Below are 17,498 nucleotides of genomic sequence, written 5' to 3' on the forward strand. Positions count from 1 at the left end.
AAAAATAAAAGACTGGAGCATTCCAATCTTTTATCGTTTTATTACTTCACTTTAGCAGTGCTTGTGATCGCTTCTACTGCTTTTTTCATTGCGATATCATGTTTCAACATGTCAGCTGATAGAAGTGAACGAACTTGTTCAACTGGCATTTTGTACTCAGTAGCCAAGTCAGTGATTTCTTTTTCAATCTCTTCTTCAGATGCTTCAAAACCTTCTGCTTTAGCAATTGCTTCAATCACAAGATTTGTGCGTGTACGACGATCTGCATCTGCTTCGTATTGCTTGTGAAGGTCTTCTTCACTTGTACCTGTTAATTGGAAGTACATTTCAGGAGAGATTCCTTGACGTTGCATATTACCCATGAACTCTTGCATAGCACGGTGTACTTCTTCGTGAACCATCTCTTCTGGCAATTCAACGATTTCAGCGTTTGCAACTGCTAACTCAAGCGCCGCACCTTCTACTGCATCATCAAATGCAATCTCTTTTGCTGCTTCAAGCTCTTTACGATATTTAGCCTTTAATTCATCAAGTGTTGCCACTTCATCATCAATATCTTTTGCTAATTCATCATCAAGCGCAGGAACTTCTTTAGCTTTAACATCGTGAACAGTTGTCACAAATTTAGCTGCTTTACCTGCAAGATCTGAAGCTTGATAATCTTCTGGGAAAGTAACGTTTACTTCAACTGTTTCACCAGCTTTTGCACCAACTAATTGGTCTTCAAAACCTGGGATGAATTGACCACTACCAAGTTCAAGTGAGAAGTTATCGCCTTTACCACCGTCAAATTCAACACCGTCAACTGAACCAACAAAGTCAATCACAACAGTATCGCCTTGCTCAGCAGCTCCATCTTTAATAACAAGTTCAGCCAAGTTATTACGCTCACGTTCAACCTTAGCATCAACTTCTTCATCAGTAACTTCTTTTGAAACTTCTACAGAAACTTCAAGGTCTTTATAGTCACCCAATTTAACTTCTGGTTTTGTCACAACTTCAGCTGTTACTGTCCAGTCTTGACCTTTTTCCATTGAAACCACGTCAATTTTTGGTTGTGCAACGATATCAAGTCCAAGCTCTTCAACAGCTGCAGCATAAGCTGATGGCAAAATGCTGTTCAAAGCATCTTCAAAAAGTGCTTCTTCACCAAAACGTTGGTTAAAGACAGGGCGTGGCATATGACCTTTACGGAAACCTGGCACATTCAAATCTTTCTTTACTTTATTAAAAGCTTGGTCAAGGGCTGGTTTGATTTTATCTTGACCAATCGTGATGGTAATCACACCACGGTTTGTCGCTTTGTTTTCAAATGATGTAGACATTAAGTCAATTCTCCTTAAAAATTTTATTTCACCTTTCATTTTATCACATTTAATAGTAAATTCAAACTTTTTTTATCTTGTTTCACCTTTAAGAACAAACTTTTTCTTCTATTTTTTTACTCAGACTTCTACAGGAACACGTAGAAGCTTTTTTTTGCTAAACTATAATCAAAGGAGGAATTATGTCATTTATCACAAAATACTGGAATAGCCTTGACATTGAAAGTTTAGCTATTTCTCTTACCTCAAAATTATTAGCTGTTATAGCTTTACTGATAGCTTATAGTTTAGTCAAGCGTTTTGCCCACTATGCCTTTAAAAAAACCATCGTTAAATCGGTTAACTTCTCTGGTCAAACCAAGGGACGACAAGAAACTCTTATTAAATTATCCCAAAATGTGATGGACTACACTTTAGGGTTCTTTGTCCTGTATTGGATTTTATCTCTATTAGGATTGCCTATATCTAGCCTTCTTGCTGGTGCAGGAATAGCTGGAATAGCTGTGGGCCTTGGAGCACAAGGTTTTTTGACCGATCTTGTTAATGGATTTTTTATCCTTTTTGAACGTCAATTCGATGTTGGTGACAGCATACAAGTCTCCACCATTACAGGGACTGTTACCAGTGTTGGCTTGCGAACAACTCAGGTTAAAAGTGTCGATGGCACGGTTTACTTTATCCCAAATCGAAATATCACCATTGTCGGCAACCAATCACGTGGGCAAATGAAGGCTCAAATCGACCTCCCTCTCCCTTTTGATTCTGACTTAGAACAGGTTACTGACGTTATTCACCAAGTCAATCAGAAAGAAGTCGGACACTATCCAGAAATCATCGGTAGTCCTATTATCCTTGGCGGCCGAACGACAACAACAGGGACTTTTGTTTTTAGAATTGACATTATCACTGAAAATGGAAAACAAAACGAGATTTACTATACTTTTTATAAACTCTACCAAGAGGCCCTAAAGGAACAAAATCTTATCACACCATCAGACCCCGTCACCTAGAGACACATTTCAGAGTTTACTTTATTAAGAACAACATCAAAAGCACTCACAACTGATCAAGGCACCGCTACTTTAACCTAAATAAAAATAGGCTAGAAAAGACATCTTAACTGTCTTTTATAGCCTATTTCTTTACTTACTTTTCGTTTTTTTCACTCTCTTAGTATTTTCTAATAGGATCATCATGATAAGTAGCCCTTGCCCCACCAATTAACTTAGGTCGTGTGGTTAGAGCAGTCACATGAGCACCGCCCAACTCACGATAAATTGGTCTAAGCGGAACTTGGACACGTTTGATGTGCATCCCAATGGAAGTGTCCCCAATGTCTAAACCAGAATGTGCAACCACTTCTTCCACCTCAACTGGATCTGACATATACTTAAAGGCCGCCAATTGACCACTGCCTCCCGCATGAAGGTTGGGTAAAACATTGACGATTTCAAGATCTTTATCTTCTGCTAATTGACGCTCTACTACCAAAGCTCGATTGAGATGTTCACAACCTTGAACCGCTAAATAAATCCCACGCGGGGTTAGCTCATTCAACAAAGTCTTTACAATCACTTCACCTATTTTTTGGCTCGAAGCCGTCCCAATGATTTCACCAGCCACTTCACTAGAAGATAACCCTAAAACAAAAATATGGTTAGCTTTAATCTTTGATCGATCAAGAATGTCTAAAATAAGTGCTCTAGTTTCTTTTTCTAACCGTTGTAAATCCATCACAGACTCCTCCTATCCTACACGTTCCTTTAAGATGCGAGCTAAGAAATAACCAACTGCCATTCCAACAAAATTCTGCATCACATTTCCTAAAACTCCTGAAAGAGCCTCTCCTAAATTATAAAAGAAAATAGAAAATAAAAAGTAGGTCCCTACCATCACAAGAGAAGCGATACTTAAGCTAAGTACTTTGTTTTTATGCCATGTCGCAAAGTAACCTTGTCCCCCATGTGCCAATAAGCTGATAAACATCCACTGAGGATAACCTAAAATCAAGTCAATCAAAAAACCAGATAAAGCACCGACAATAGCACCTTCTTTTTTACCAAAGTAAAAAGCACTAAAATAAATCCCAGCATCTAACAAGGTTAGAAAACCAGTCGGTGTCTTAATTTGGACATAAATCCCCAAAATAATACTTAGCGCTGTAATAATAGCCAATTGTGCTAGCAAATTGATATTAGTTTTCTTCATATTGTACCACTCCATACTGATCAGATGATTGAATCGCTTGATAAACAAAGTCTTTAGATACAGCAACGGCTTCTAAGACAGATTTTCCTAAAACCAGTTGACTGGCAATACTTGAAGCAAAGGTACAACCTGCTCCAATATTATTTTGTGGCAAAACAGGATATTCTAATATCTTGTAATCTTGACCGTCATAAAAGACATCAGTCGCTTGTTCTTGATGGAAACGATTCCCCCCCTTAATGACAACATGTCTAGCTCCTAAATCGTATAAGATTTTAGCTGCAGCTTTCATCTCCTCAAGATTTGTAATCCTTGTTTGGGTCAAAAGCTGCGCTTCTGCTAAATTTGGCGTGACAATAGTCACATATGGGAAAAACTTAATCAACTCATCTCTTAGCTGACTCACTTCCAAGTCATGATTTTCCTTACACACTAAAACAGGATCTAAAACAACTGGACAGTCAGAATGGCTTTTGATAAAGTCCAAAGACTTTTGTGCGATTTCAATATTTGGCAAAAGGCCAATCTTAATAGCTGAAAAATCAACATCTTTCAAACTGCTTAATTGGGCCGAGAATATCCCTTTGTCGGTTGGGAAAACCTCAAAACCATTTTCCGTTACTGCTGTCAAACACGTCACAGCTACAAAGCCATGCAATTTATTAACAGTATAGGTCGTCAAATCTGCGTGTAAGCCCCCACCACTGAAAATATCATTTCCCGATAGAGCCAAAATAAATTTATTCTTCATAGCTAATCTCCTTTAAATACAAACCTTCTGGAGCCGCAGTTGGTCCAGCTAAATCACGATTTTTTGATGTTAAGACTGTCTTAATTTGTGATACTGGCATACGAGCATTTCCGATTTTTAAAAGGGTTCCAACCATATTTCTTACCTGTTTGTATAAAAAACCATTTCCTTTGAAGGTAAAGATAAAAAACTGAGGACTATCTCCCTGACGAACACTGGCTTCTGTGATTGTCCTGACCTTATTTTCAACACTGGTACCTGATGCAGTGAAACCTGTAAAATCATGTGTTCCAATCAAATCTTGAATAGCTTCTTGCATTAAAGCCAAATCTAAAGGATAAGGATAGGCAGTTGCGTAATGGCGCATCATAGGATTTTTAGGACGGCCACTATCCACAAGAAATTCATAAGTTTTACTATGTTTATTGTACCTTGCATGAAATTGCTCATCAACTACCTCAACCTTAACGATATCAATATCCTCTGGACACTGCGTATCTAAGCCAAAACGTAATTTCTCAACATCTCGTAATTGTGGCAGGTCAAAATGAATGACTTGACCGTATGCATGGACACCAGCATCCGTTCGCCCTGCACCATAGATCGTCACTTCTTGATCACTATTTAGTCTTTTTAATGTTTTTTCTATTTCTTCCTGAACGCTACGTGCATGAGGCTGGCGCTGAAAGCCAGAAAATGCAGAGCCATCATAAGAAACAATTGCTTTATATCTTGTCATGTTATTCATTATAACACTCTAAAAATAGCAGAACAAGAGACTCTCATAAAAACTGTACGGGGACAAAAAAACTCCCTCCGAAAGTGAAGGAAGTTAGATTGATTAGCCAAGTAAAAAGAAAAAAATACTAAACATCAAGATACTGTTAATCACTGAACTCTTTTTCATAATGCTTACCTCCTATTAGATGATAAGACTATTGTAAAGTAGTTTTTAGTATTTGAACATGACATAAATGTCATGTTAGCCCATCTTTTTTCATTTCTTGAGCAATCCCCTGTGCCAAAACTTCATCTCCAAAAGTTTGTGCAAGAAAAATTGCCAAATCATATAGCTTTTTAGCATGTGTAAAATCTTTACAGACTAGAAGATAATATTTAGCCTCTAAAACAGTAACAACTGGTTTTAGACTATGTTGCCGTGTGAGTTCCATTACGCTATTCATTTTTTCTACCAAATAACCAATATCAGAAAAATGCTCATTAACAACATAGAAATCAGCAATAGCAGATAGAGCACCTAAAAGAGCAAAATTATAATCATCACAACTTCTAGTTTGTTGCGAAAGTATCGTTTTTATAATTGTAAAAATATGCTCCTCATTTCCCCCTCTATCTAAACACTGAATCAAATAATAACTTGACAACAAAAGATCATTCAACTGGTAGTGTTGTTTAGTTAATAATTGTGAGAAGTAATCTTCAAAAATCACTTCTGCTTCTACGCTATTACCTGTAATGCGATGCTCTTGGATATTTTCTAATAGCTCCAAAGTAAACAGCTCATCTTCAGGTAAGATATCCATATAAGTATCATAAATACTAGTAATTAGCTCTGACTTTTGTTGCATTCTCTCAGAATCTCCATAACTTGGAAACTTCAATAATTTATATTTTAATTCAAAGTAGGATTCGGGAATAGTCAGGTTATCGCCTTCTAGCAAATCAACCATATCCATTTCTAAGATATCTGAAATATACTTTAATTTAACAATAGTGGGAAGAGATTGCCCTAATTCAATTCTAGCCAACTGCCTTACTGTCAATTGACTCTCATCTCGACAAAGTTGTTCACGCGATAAACTGCTTTTCTCCCTCGCTTCCCTAATTCGTCTACCCAACCTTTTCTTTAACGTATCCATCATCAACCTCTCTTTTTTAAATTTTTCTGAAACTTTTCATAATTATTACACTGTTATATCCATTATAACAAAAGAGAAGCATCTGAACAACGCTGTTAAATTCAAAAAAGAGCAGAGCTTAAGCTCTACTCTCCTTCAAAAGCATCTTTCATTTTATCAAAGAAGCCTTTTTTCTTAGGATGGACTGCTTTATCTCCACCCGCTGCTGCAAAAGCTTTTAACGCTTCTTTTTGTGCGTCATTGAGCTTAGTTGGAGTCACAACTGTTACTGTTACATGCTGATCACCTTGACCATTACCACGTAGTCGTGGTGCCCCTTTTCCTCTAAGGCGGAAGGTCTTACCAGTTTGTGTTCCTGCTGGGATAGCTAACTCAACTGGACCATGGACAGTAGGAACTTCTACAGTGTCCCCAAGAGCTGCTTGAACAAATGATAAGTTCAAACTATAGTAAATTGTTGAGCCATCTCGTTCAAATTTATCGCTTGCTAAAACATTCACAACAACGTAAAGATCACCATAAGGACCACCGTTATAGCCTGCCTCACCTTGTCCTGATAAACGAATTTGTTGCCCAGTTTCAATCCCTGCTGGAATTTTCACTGAAACATTATGTGCTTGTTTCTCACGTCCAGTACCACGACAGGTTTGACATGGATCTTTAATTTCTTGACCAGTACCATGACAGACATCACAGGTGACTTGACGGCGCATCATACCAAGTGGGGTTTGAGTATCAACATTAATAACTCCTGATCCATGACAGCGCCCACAAGTGACAGGGCTAGTCCCCGGTTTAGCACCTGACCCATCACAAGTGTGACAAGATGCTTCACGATGGTAACGCACCTCTTTTTCAGCACCAAAAACCGCTTCTTCAAATGTTAGATCAACACGATATTGAAGATCATCTCCTTGACGAGGAGCATTCGGATTACGACTAGCACCTCCACCTCCAAAGAAACTTGAGAAGATATCCTCAAAACCACCAAAACCACCAGCTCCATCAAAACCGCCAAAACCACCAGCTCCTCCACCAAAGCCTCCTTGAGCTCCTGCAGCGCCAAATTGATCATAGTTAGCACGTTTTTGACTATCACTTAGGGTTTCATAAGCCTCCTGAACATCCTTATACTTCTGTTCAGCACCAGGCTCTTTATTGATGTCGGGGTGATACTTTTTAGACATCTTACGATAAGCTTTTTTTATCTCGTCCTGAGAAGCATCCTTAGATACCCCCAGACGATCGTAAAATTCAGTATTGTTCATATAAGATACTAAGGGCGTTAAGCGGACACAGCCAAAATAGGAGTTTTGACGCAGGACGCCACCGTCCTAGGAAAAACTATCTTTTGGGCACAGTCCGTAGCCCGTGTTCGATTACGAACACTTTCCTTTCTATCATGGTTTTGGAAAAGTGAACACAGCAAACTGACGCAGTGTGTAAAACACACTAGGAAGTTTATATTTTTCACTAGGTTTTTAGCCTGTGTTCGAATTACCGAACTTGTATTCCTTTCTTTAGAATATAGAAAGTAGCCCGTGTTCGATTACGAACACTTTCCTTTCTGTAAAGATATTAAGCCGTTAAGCGACTCAAAGAAAAATAAGGAGCGACAGGCATTCCTCAAAAAGTCTATCCCCAGACTTTTTGACTTTCCCACAGAGTCGTAGGTATATTCAATTCTGTAAAAGTTAGAAGGGTATTTACCCAAAAACAGAGGCTGGGTTGCAACCTCTGTGATTGGAATCTTGATTGACTAATGTTTTCTATTCTCAAGAAGATGAGAATTGAATTCAAGCTAAGAACTTCGGAAACAAGATAACTCTCCTTGAATACAAGTATTCAGTGTCAAGTTTTTATTTTTCTGTTGTTCTTTTACCGCTCTCACATCTTACCTTACTTCTCAGTGAATTCCCCATCCACGACGTCATCGCCTGCGTTATCAGCAGTTTGTGTGCCTTCTGCACCTGCTTGGGCTTGTTGAGCTGCTGCGGCTTGCTCATACATTTTAACAGCAAGTGCTTGTGCTTTTTCGTTAAGGGCTTCAAGTTTTGCCTTCATATCATCAAGGTTGTTAGCTTCTTGAGCAGCTTTCAACTCATCAAGAGCCGCTTGTGCTGCGTCACGTTCTGTGTCAAAACCTTTACCTTCAGTTTCTTTGATCGTTTTTTCTGTGGCAAAGATAGCTTGATCCACTTCATTGCGAAGGTCAACTTCTTCTTTACGTTTTGCATCTGCTTCTGCGTTAGCTTCTGCATCTTTCATCATACGCTCGATTTCTTCTTCTGAAAGACCGTCGTTAGACTTGATCACGATATGTTGTTCTTTTTGTGTACCAAGATCTTTAGCTTTTACAGACACGATACCGTTTTTATCAATGTCAAATGTTACTTCGATTTGTGGGATACCACGAGGTGCTGCTGGGATATCTGTCAATTGGAAGCGACCAAGAGTCTTGTTGTCTGCTGCCATTGGACGCTCACCTTGAAGCACGTGGATGTCAACGGCTGGTTGGTTGTCTGCTGCAGTTGAGAAGACTTGTGATTTAGACGTTGGGATAGTTGTGTTGCGATCGATAAGTTTTGTAAAGACACCACCCATTGTTTCAATACCAAGTGACAATGGAGTAACATCAAGAAGAACGACATCTTTCACATCACCAGTGATGACACCACCTTGGATAGCCGCACCCATAGCAACCACTTCGTCAGGGTTAACAGATTTGTTTGGCTCTTTACCAGTTTCAGCTTTAACAGCTTCTACAACGGCTGGGATACGTGTTGAACCACCAACAAGGATAACCTCATCAATTTCTGAAATAGACAAGCCTGCATCTGAAAGTGCTTGACGAACTGGTGTTTTTGTACGCTCTACAAGATCGTGTGTCAATTCATCAAATTTAGCACGTGTCAATGTCATTTCCAAGTGAAGCGGACCTGCTGCACCTGCAGTGATGAACGGCAAACTGATTTGCGTTGAAGTGACACCTGAAAGATCTTTTTTCGCTTTTTCAGCCGCATCTTTCAAACGTTGAAGTGCCATTTTATCAGCTGCTAAATCAATACCATTTTCTTTTTTGAACTCATCCACCATGTGGTCGATAATTTTTTGGTCAAAGTCGTCACCACCAAGTTTGTTGTCACCTGCTGTTGCAAGTACATCAAAGACACCATCACCAAGTTCAAGAATGGAAACGTCGAAAGTACCACCACCAAGGTCGAATACCAAGATTTTCTCGTCTTTGTCTGTCTTGTCCAAACCATAAGCAAGGGCTGCTGCAGTTGGCTCGTTGACGATACGTTCTACTTCAAGACCAGCAATTTTACCAGCATCTTTAGTTGCTTGACGTTGGGCATCATTGAAGTAAGCTGGAACGGTGATAACCGCTTTAGTGACTTTTTCACCAAGGTAATCTTCTGCATAGCCTTTAAGATATTGAAGAATCATGGCTGAGATTTCTTGTGGTGTATATTCTTTACCGTTTGCTGAAACTTTTTCAGACGTTCCCATTTTTGATTTGATAGAGATAATGGTATCTGGGTTGGTTACTGCTTGGCGTTTTGCCGCGTCACCAACGATGATTTCACCATTTTTGAAAGACACAACAGACGGAGTTGTGCGGTTTCCTTCTGGGTTTGCAATGATTTTGCTTTCTGTTCCTTCAAGAACTGCAACTGCTGAGTTTGTTGTCCCTAAGTCAATACCGATAATTTTACTCATGTGTTTTACCTCTTATTTTAGTTTTCTTTTTATTCATTCATAGTTTACCGTCATTGCAGACGAGGTTTTTTCATAGTTTTCGAGTAACTCTTGTCGCTTTAGCGACCTTAAAGTTACCGACACAAGATTTGCCCAAGAGCTAAGAGCCTCTCGACGAAGCGATTGGTTGCAAACTACTGTGCATGACATTTCGGTCAAATTTTCGTTTAGTTATAGACCACAACCATAGCTGGTCTTAAGAGACGATCGTGAAGTTTGTAACCTTTTTGGAAGACTTCTGCGATAGTATCTGCTGGGTGATCATCATCTGCTGGTAAAGTTTGAACAGCCATATGAAGATTATGGTCAAAAGTGTCAACAACAACTTCTTCAACCCCTTCTTCTTTGAGAGCTTGAATCAGACTTTCTTGTACCATCTCAATCCCTTTTTTGACATCATCTGATAAGCCTTCAACTTGAAGTGCACGCTCTAGGTTATCTAAGCTTGGTAACACTTTTTTCGCCAAGTCTTGTGAACGATAGCGTTGTAAGCTTTGACGCTCCTCGTTAGCACGACGTTGGATATTTTGCATCTCTGCATGAGCACGCAAGTACTTGTTCTCAAATTCATCTGCACGTTCGTTAGCAAGCTCTAGTTCTGATTTTTCTGTTGTTTCAGCTGTTTCTTCAGCGACTTCTTCTGCTGCCGCCTCAACTGCTTCTTCAACAACTTCTTCGTTTTTAATTTCTTCTGACACGCTATTACCTCTTTATTTTCTAATTTTACTATTTAATTGACCTCGTAGTGATTGCTATTAAGATAGCGGAAAAAGTCTCCCAACTTAGCCGTTAATACCTGAGCAATAATATTCATCAAACTCATAATTCTACGATAATCCAACTCAACTGGACCAATCAAGGTAATAATCCCAAGTCCCCTATAAGGAATAAGAAAATGCTGATGAATCACTGTCAAGTCTGACAAACTTTCTTCCTTACTTTCAGCTATCTGAACAGCTTGTTTATGATTTTGGTCTAAGCTAGAACGAATTTCAAGTGCTAAGGCTTGATCATTGTCCAAAAACTGATAAGTCTCTAAACCTGCAAAGGTGAGAACATTTCCTTTTCCTGCCAATATAAGATTTTCTCTAAACATAGCAGAAAAAATATAATCAAATAAATCCAAGACATGATCTGTCCGCTTAAAATAACGTTGCATCACTTGAGGAATCTCTGTCCTTAGACGATAATGAATATCTAAGACACGCTCACCCACAAATCGTTCAATGACTACCGTCTTCAAAGTATTCAAGTCACTATCTAAGAAACTTTTAGGAATCGCAAATTGAACCGTTACAGGGGTGGTATCATCTAGCGTCAAAACTGCCAGAGCATCGTGATGGCTGAGTTTCACTACCTCAAAAGAAGTTAAGACTTGACGACTAGGCTCCACATCCAATACAACCGCCGTATAACCTGTTAGTTGCGATAAAGTCTGAGCTGCCTGTGATAAAATATCCTCCAATTTGAAAAACTCATGATCAAAATCTTTTACAACTTGATAAACATCTTGTTCATCGATTTGATCCAAAGTCAAGGAGTGTTCAACAAAATAACGAAAACCTTCCTGACTAGGCAAGCGACCACTTGAAGTATGTGCTTTTTCCAAAAGACCAATCTTCTCTAAAGCTGCCATGTCATTTCTGATCGTTGCACTACTGGAGTTGATAGAGGCCTGAAGTGCTTTTGAACCAACAGGCTCACGAGTTTGCGTGAAGATATCAACTATCAGATTTAAAATATCACTTTGACGTTGAGTGATCACTTGACTCGCCTCCTATCTCTCGTTAGCACTCTACCACCGCGACTGCTAACTTTATGTTTCTATTATACTCCTTAGCCAAATAAAGTCAAGCGAAAAACTCAAAAAATTAGCACTCTTTTATAAAGAGTGCTAAAAATCCGTCTAGAGACCGAGATTTTCTTGAAAATAGAATCTTATCAGCTATATGCCGCTCTATAAACAATGAAACCTACTCAATATAAAAAACAGCTAAAGCTGTTTTTTACTGATCATATTTGTCCAAGCTATGTTTTTTAATAAGCTTAACTAACTTACTAGCATAATCGGGATCGGTTGAGTATCCTCCATCTTGTAAAACTTGTGCTGCATTTTGATAACTATTAGCTGTGACAACATTCTTATATAAATCTGCACTCCAATAAGTTCCACCACGCAACAGTTCCATATAAGAAGTCATGGCTTCCTCATAAGATTTATAAACCACAAAGTCTTCTGTCGCCTGAGTCCACTTGCTGTTAACATAAACCTTGGTACTTAACTCAATGTGAGGTTCCCCAAAAGAAGCTTTTATACCATAAAGATTGTGATATTTTACGGCTAAAAGATAGTTCCCATAACCCGAATCTAAGCAAGCTTGCCCTAATATAATAGAGGTTCTCACACCATAACTGTCAGATAGTTCTTTAGCATAAGGTAAGACCATTTCTATAAACTGTTTCTCTGTGTATCTGGTTCCCATACTTTTTTGCGCTAAGGGTCTCTCATGGTTTAATGCCAAAGGCAAGAGGAAAAAGAAAACAAGGCTTGTTATTACAATACCTAAAAAACGTAAGCTAACCTTTTTTCTCATTTACCATTCTCCTTTAACAAATCTAAATAAGCTTCCAGAGAAAGATGATGCTCTGTCATATAAGCTGCTGACTCTTTTCCAACATAACGATAATGCCAATCCTCATAACCAATTCCTGTCTCATCTTGTGTTGTATCAGAAAAACGCAAAACAAAGCCATATTGTGGCGCTAAAGCTTTCACTTTCTCTACTAAAGCAGGGTCACTTTGATTAAGACTATCTACAGTGCTCATATCAATTGCAAGACCCGTCTGATGCTCACTCGCCCCTGCAGGCTGTGAGTAGGTTTGAACCTTTTTTTCTGCCTCTTCACGACTAAGGCCTGTTGCCATTTCCTGTTGCACATAACCTTCATAAACTTGCTCTTGATAAGCTACACTACGATAACCAGAAATCAAATGTTCAGCCGAATCTAGTGCTTGAGCTGCTACTAAAAATTGCTCTACAGCATCCGCAATTCTAGCATCCACTTGAATATTTCCGACAGTCGCTAACTCAGGATTCAACTCTGCAGTGATATGATCTCTATTTACTAAAATCAGCTCCCAATCGCTAGAGGAAACATCTGGTAAGGTACTTGTTGTAGCTGACTTGGACTGAGTTGTCTGCACCGTGCTACTTTTTGCAGTTGTTGATTGACTTGTTTTAGCAGTCGTTGGTTGCTCCCCTTTTATAAAGTAGAAAATTGAGGTTAAAAACGTAATCACAATCCCCAATCCTAATACCAACCTGATTATTTTTTTAGTCATGTTTCTTTTCTAACATCTCTCTCCCTTTTAGTCTATAAGATAAATCGGCAACAGCCTCTATGGTAAATTGACCATCTTCATAGGTTACCACTGTGACACTACCATTTTCAATCATTTGTTTTTTCTGATGATGGTCAATCAACCATAAAAAAGTACCAATGGTCATACCATGGCTGACAACAATAGCATTGCCACCACCAGATGCTTGGATAGATTTTGCCATATCTTCAAATCCTGAGTAAATACGGTGACGTAAAATCTCCCAAGGCTCTGCCCAATTAGCAGTATCTACCTCTACTATACTATTCGCAATTTCTTCATAAGAAATATCTTCTAAATCACGCCCATCTTGGAAAGCTTTGGTTCTTGGGAGTACACCTTGAAAAAGCTCCCCATCATATCCACCGTCAAGACTACCAAAACACCACTCACGAATTCGCTTATCATAAGTATAAGGGAGGTCTTGATAGCCTGTCTCCTCAAGGATAATCCCCATGGTTTGGATTGTTCGTCCACTATCACTTGAAAAAGCAGCTTTAAAAGATATATCTGCAGCTTTTAAACCAAGCCCTAATTCACGAATACCAGCTTCCCCCTCTTTTGTTAACGGGGTGTCACTCCATCCTTGCGCACGACCAATTGTATTAAACATAGTTTTCCCGTGACGAGCAATATACAAACGTGTCTTAACCATAAGTCTCTCTCCTTTGGGGCATTATTTCACTATTATAACAAAAAGCACTTCTCTTTAACACAAAAACACTTGTATCTAGAACAAGTGTCATCAAAATTTAATTTTTAAAACTATGAATTGGTGCTGGGATTTGACCACCACGCGCAATAAAGTCTGCCGATGAGGCTTGATTAACTTTCATAACAGGTGCTGTTCCTAATAGTCCACCAAACTCAATCATATCACCTTCTTTTCCTTTCGGAATAATCCGAACAGCTGTTGTTTTTTGATTGATAACCCCGATAGCAGCCTCATCTGCAATCATGGCAGCAATGGTTTCTGACGGTGTGTCTTCTGGAATGGCAATCATATCTAACCCAACAGAACAAATAGCCGTCATAGCTTCTAACTTCTCAAGATTCAAAGAACCAGACTGGACAGCTGCAATCATCCCTTCATCTTCTGAAACAGGAATAAAAGCACCAGAGAGCCCACCAACTTGATTACAAGCCATGACACCCCCTTTTTTAACCTGATCATTCAAAAGAGCCAAGGCAGCAGTGGTTCCATGTGTCCCAACGGTTTCTAATCCCATTTCTTCTAAAACACGAGCAACAGAGTCACCTACAGCTGGAGTTGGAGCAAGCGAAAGATCAACAATCCCAAATTTAACTCCTAGGCGCTCACTCGCCATTTGTCCAACCAATTGACCAATACGGGTGATCTTAAAGGCTGTTTTTTTGACTGTTTCTGCCACCACATCAAAGCTTTCACCACGAACTTTTTCAAGAGCACGCTTCACCACTCCTGGACCAGATACGCCAACGTTGATCACTACATCAGCTTCACCAACACCATGGAAGGCCCCTGCCATAAAAGGATTATCCTCAACAGCATTCGCAAACACCACTAGTTTTGCAGCTCCCATATCAGAAGCCTCTGCTGTTTCCTTAATAATCCGCCCCATATCACGAACAGCGGTCATGTTAATTCCTGTCTTGGTCGATCCGATATTGACTGACGAACACACTTTGGACGTTTCTGCCAAGGCTCGTGGAATAGAGTTGATAAGGATATCATCTCCTTTTTGATAACCTTTTTGAACCAGAGCGGAAAAACCACCAATAAAATCAATTCCAATTTCCTGAGCAGCTCTGTCCAGTGCATGTGCTAAAGGAAGGTAGTCCGTCGCATCCGTTGCTGCACCAATCAATGAAATCGGCGTCACTGAAACACGCTTATTCACAATTGGAATCCCTAATTCTGCTGCAATATCATCTCCAACAGCTACCAAGTTTTGCGCCTTTGTGACAATTTTTTGGTAAACTTTTTCTGCAGCCTTATCAATATCAGGGTCAATACAATCTAACAATGAGATTCCCATCGTGATGGTACGGATATCAAAATTTTGCTCCTCAATCATCGCAATTGTTTCAGTAACCTGTCTAATGTCCATGAGTATCTCCTATCTTATAAGTTGTGCATGGCATCAAAAATTGCTGCACTTTGAATATTGATTTTAACATTCAAGCTATCGCCATAAGCTTCTAATTCTGAACGTAAGTGTGTAAAATCTTTTTTCTCATCCGATGACACAATAGCCATCATCGTAAAGAAGTCATCCAATACCGTTTGTGAAATGTCATCAATATTTAGACCCAACTCCGCTACCTTAGTGGCAACTCCCGCTACAATTCCTGCCTTATCGCGTCCAACCACTGTAATAATTGCCTTCATTTTCAACCTCCAAAAAGTTTTTAACTATTTTATCATAAACGAACAAAAAATACCACTTTTAACTAAAACGTTCTGTATTTTACAACAATAGTTTCTCTTTTCTCAAAAAAAGATTGGATTTCCCTTTCCACCATGATAAAATAACATCTAAAAGGAGAATTTTATGCCTACTGGGATTATTATCAACAGCCTATCCATTATCTTAGGGGGAATAGCTGGTGGTTTTCTGGGTCACCACCTTAAAGAAGAATTTAAAACTCAGATTAATCTTATTTTTGCCATTTGTTCGATGGGAATGGGGATAGCTTCTATCACTCAAATGAAAGCTATGCCAGCCGTTGTCTTTGCTATTGTCATTGGAACAAGCATCGGTCTTGCTCTTCATTTTGGAGACTTCGTTTATCAAATGGGCATTAGGATGCAAAAGGTGATGAGCAAACTTCTTCCTCATCAAGAAAATACCTTAGACAAGGACAAGCTTAATCAACTTGTCACTATTATTGTCTTATTTTGCATTAGTGGAACAGGAATCTATGGCAGCCTTGAAGCTGGAATGACAGGGGACTCCAGTCTTTTAATCTCTAAGTCTATCTTAGACTTTTTTACTGCTGCTATCTTTGCCACCAATCTCGGCTTTGTCGTCTCAAGTATCGCCCTACCCCAGTTTGTTATTTTTTATAGCCTATTTTTATTAGCGAAGCTGATTCTTCCTCTGACTACCCCTGATATGATCGCAGACTTTAAGGCCTGCGGAGGATTTTTAATGTTAGCCACAGGCTTTCGTATCGCCAATATCAAGCTCTTTCCTTCCGCAGACATGATTCCTGCTATGATTTTAATCCTTCCTTGTAGTTGGATTTGGACTAATATCATCTTACCCTTACTGTAAAAGTAACCTCCCTCTTTAAAAAATCAGTCTTAAGTCTGATTTCGTTGTACTACTAAAATGATACAATAGAGGTAAGAAAAAGAGGTTATTGTTATGGAAAAAGTGAAACAAAATCAATTAAACCACAAACAAATCATCCAAGTCATCACGATTTTAGGGATTGTGCTAGCACTTATTGGTGCCATCTATATCAAGTCTAATCCTAATATTTTTGCTGTTGGAGGACCATTTCAAAGTTTTCTCCATCGCATCGGAATCTGGGGACCTCTGATTTTCATCCTTATTCAAATCATACAAGTGATTTATCCCTTTATCCCTGGGGGTCTTACCTGTGTTGTCGGGCATGCTCTTTTTGGCCCCCTCTATGGTTTTATTTTTAACTTCACAGGAATATTCCTTGGATCTATTTTAGCTTTCTTGTTAGCCCGTCGATATGGAGAATCTTTTGCAAAGGCATTTGTCTCCCAAGAGACCTACGACAAATATATTCCTTATTTAGATAAAGGGAATTACTTTGATTGGTTTTTAGCCACAGCCTTTATCCTACCTGGATTTCCTGATGATTTTCTTTGCATGGTTGCTGGCTTAAGTAAAATGTCTCTCAAACGCTTTATAGTCATCACCCTCCTATCAAAACCAGCAACTCTTTATCTTTATACTTATCTCACTTACCAAAGCCTTATCGCCATCAATCACTTTGTTTAAAATAAATAAATAAACAAACAAAAAATCGCTAGAGAAAACTCTAGCGATTTCTTTTTATAATAAGTTTTGAGGAGATATTATGTCAAAACCTATTTAGTTGTTACCATCGTTTTTGCGACGTTTTGAAAGGAGACCTGCTCCTGTCAATAGACCTAAACCTGCAAGAAGAGCTGAAGTATTCGCTTCTTCACCTGTATTTGGAAGTGATTTAAGCGTTGATTTAGC

Annotated in this window: 19 protein-coding genes; 3 read left to right on the forward strand and 16 right to left on the reverse strand. The window is 39.0% G+C overall.

The window, feature by feature from the left end; genetic code table 11:
- Positions 1–41: 41 nt before the first annotated feature.
- Positions 42–1,325: a trigger factor gene (gene tig / locus ACQRDX_RS07950; protein WP_427895884.1), complete on the reverse strand. Its 1,284-nt coding sequence runs from the start codon at positions 1,323–1,325 to the stop codon at positions 42–44.
- Between the two features lie 182 nt (positions 1,326–1,507).
- On the opposite strand from tig, the gene ACQRDX_RS07955 reads away from it, so the two are divergent.
- Positions 1,508–2,335: a mechanosensitive ion channel family protein gene (locus ACQRDX_RS07955; RefSeq protein ID WP_427895882.1), complete on the forward strand. Its 828-nt coding sequence runs from the start codon at positions 1,508–1,510 to the stop codon at positions 2,333–2,335.
- Between the two features lie 160 nt (positions 2,336–2,495).
- Here ACQRDX_RS07955 and ACQRDX_RS07960 read toward each other — a convergent pair whose 3' ends face one another.
- From ACQRDX_RS07960 to ACQRDX_RS08025, 14 genes are all read right to left on the reverse strand, one after another.
- A complete protein-coding gene (locus ACQRDX_RS07960) occupies positions 2,496–3,059 on the reverse strand; it encodes a TIGR01440 family protein (RefSeq protein ID WP_427895888.1) in 564 nt (187 codons plus the stop codon).
- A gap of 12 nt (positions 3,060–3,071) precedes the next feature.
- Complete coding sequence (locus tag ACQRDX_RS07965) at positions 3,072–3,533, reverse strand: ECF transporter S component (protein ID WP_427895880.1); 462 nt, start codon at positions 3,531–3,533, stop codon at positions 3,072–3,074.
- Positions 3,520–4,284, reverse strand: a complete 765-nt coding sequence (locus tag ACQRDX_RS07970; RefSeq protein ID WP_427895878.1) for a bifunctional hydroxymethylpyrimidine kinase/phosphomethylpyrimidine kinase — start codon at positions 4,282–4,284, stop codon at positions 3,520–3,522. The genes ACQRDX_RS07965 and ACQRDX_RS07970 overlap by 14 nt, the downstream gene beginning before the upstream one ends.
- Positions 4,274–5,023 (reverse strand): tRNA pseudouridine(38-40) synthase TruA, encoded by a 750-nt coding sequence (gene truA, locus ACQRDX_RS07975; protein ID WP_354367627.1) that lies wholly within the window; start codon positions 5,021–5,023, stop codon positions 4,274–4,276. Before truA ends, ACQRDX_RS07970 begins: the two co-directional genes overlap by 11 nt.
- A gap of 238 nt (positions 5,024–5,261) precedes the next feature.
- A complete protein-coding gene (locus ACQRDX_RS07980) occupies positions 5,262–6,167 on the reverse strand; it encodes a helix-turn-helix domain-containing protein (RefSeq protein ID WP_427895876.1) in 906 nt (301 codons plus the stop codon).
- Positions 6,168–6,289: 122 nt separating this feature from the next.
- On the reverse strand, positions 6,290–7,432 hold the full coding sequence (gene dnaJ, locus ACQRDX_RS07985) for a molecular chaperone DnaJ (protein ID WP_427895874.1): 1,143 nt from the start codon (positions 7,430–7,432) through the stop codon (positions 6,290–6,292).
- 631 nt (positions 7,433–8,063) lie between these two features.
- Positions 8,064–9,887, reverse strand: a complete 1,824-nt coding sequence (gene dnaK / locus ACQRDX_RS07990; RefSeq protein ID WP_354367621.1) for a molecular chaperone DnaK — start codon at positions 9,885–9,887, stop codon at positions 8,064–8,066.
- Positions 9,888–10,093: 206 nt separating this feature from the next.
- On the reverse strand, positions 10,094–10,624 hold the full coding sequence (gene grpE / locus ACQRDX_RS07995; RefSeq protein ID WP_354367619.1) for a nucleotide exchange factor GrpE: 531 nt from the start codon (positions 10,622–10,624) through the stop codon (positions 10,094–10,096).
- Positions 10,625–10,656: 32 nt separating this feature from the next.
- Positions 10,657–11,691, reverse strand: coding sequence for a heat-inducible transcriptional repressor HrcA (hrcA, locus tag ACQRDX_RS08000; protein ID WP_354367617.1), 1,035 nt, complete (start codon positions 11,689–11,691; stop codon positions 10,657–10,659).
- 241 nt (positions 11,692–11,932) lie between these two features.
- Positions 11,933–12,520, reverse strand: coding sequence for a glycoside hydrolase family 73 protein (locus ACQRDX_RS08005; RefSeq protein ID WP_354367615.1), 588 nt, complete (start codon positions 12,518–12,520; stop codon positions 11,933–11,935).
- Entirely contained in the window at positions 12,517–13,269 is a 753-nt protein-coding gene (locus ACQRDX_RS08010; RefSeq protein ID WP_427895871.1) for a M15 family metallopeptidase, read from the reverse strand. The genes ACQRDX_RS08005 and ACQRDX_RS08010 overlap by 4 nt, the downstream gene beginning before the upstream one ends.
- Positions 13,262–13,963, reverse strand: coding sequence for a histidine phosphatase family protein (locus tag ACQRDX_RS08015; protein WP_354367611.1), 702 nt, complete (start codon positions 13,961–13,963; stop codon positions 13,262–13,264). Before ACQRDX_RS08015 ends, ACQRDX_RS08010 begins: the two co-directional genes overlap by 8 nt.
- Positions 13,964–14,060: 97 nt before the next feature.
- A complete protein-coding gene (locus ACQRDX_RS08020) occupies positions 14,061–15,398 on the reverse strand; it encodes a PFL family protein (protein ID WP_427895868.1) in 1,338 nt (445 codons plus the stop codon).
- Between the two features lie 14 nt (positions 15,399–15,412).
- Entirely contained in the window at positions 15,413–15,679 is a 267-nt protein-coding gene (locus ACQRDX_RS08025; protein ID WP_354367607.1) for an ACT domain-containing protein, read from the reverse strand.
- 163 nt (positions 15,680–15,842) lie between these two features.
- Here ACQRDX_RS08025 and ACQRDX_RS08030 point away from each other — a divergent pair, with 163 nt between their 5' ends.
- Positions 15,843–16,568, forward strand: coding sequence for a DUF554 domain-containing protein (locus tag ACQRDX_RS08030; RefSeq protein WP_427895866.1), 726 nt, complete (start codon positions 15,843–15,845; stop codon positions 16,566–16,568).
- Positions 16,569–16,661: 93 nt separating this feature from the next.
- Positions 16,662–17,273 carry a TVP38/TMEM64 family protein gene (locus ACQRDX_RS08035; RefSeq protein WP_354367603.1) on the forward strand — a complete coding sequence of 204 codons (612 nt, stop codon included), beginning with the start codon at positions 16,662–16,664 and terminating at the stop codon, positions 17,271–17,273.
- Positions 17,274–17,366: 93 nt separating this feature from the next.
- Here ACQRDX_RS08035 and ACQRDX_RS08040 read toward each other — a convergent pair.
- Positions 17,367–17,498 (reverse strand): LPXTG cell wall anchor domain-containing protein (locus ACQRDX_RS08040; protein WP_427895886.1); only part of this gene is annotated, 132 nt, incomplete at its 5' end.

Origin of the sequence: Streptococcus sp. SGI.013 (assembly GCF_050315295.1) — a bacterium.
GTDB lineage: Bacteria > Bacillota > Bacilli > Lactobacillales > Streptococcaceae > Streptococcus > Streptococcus porcorum.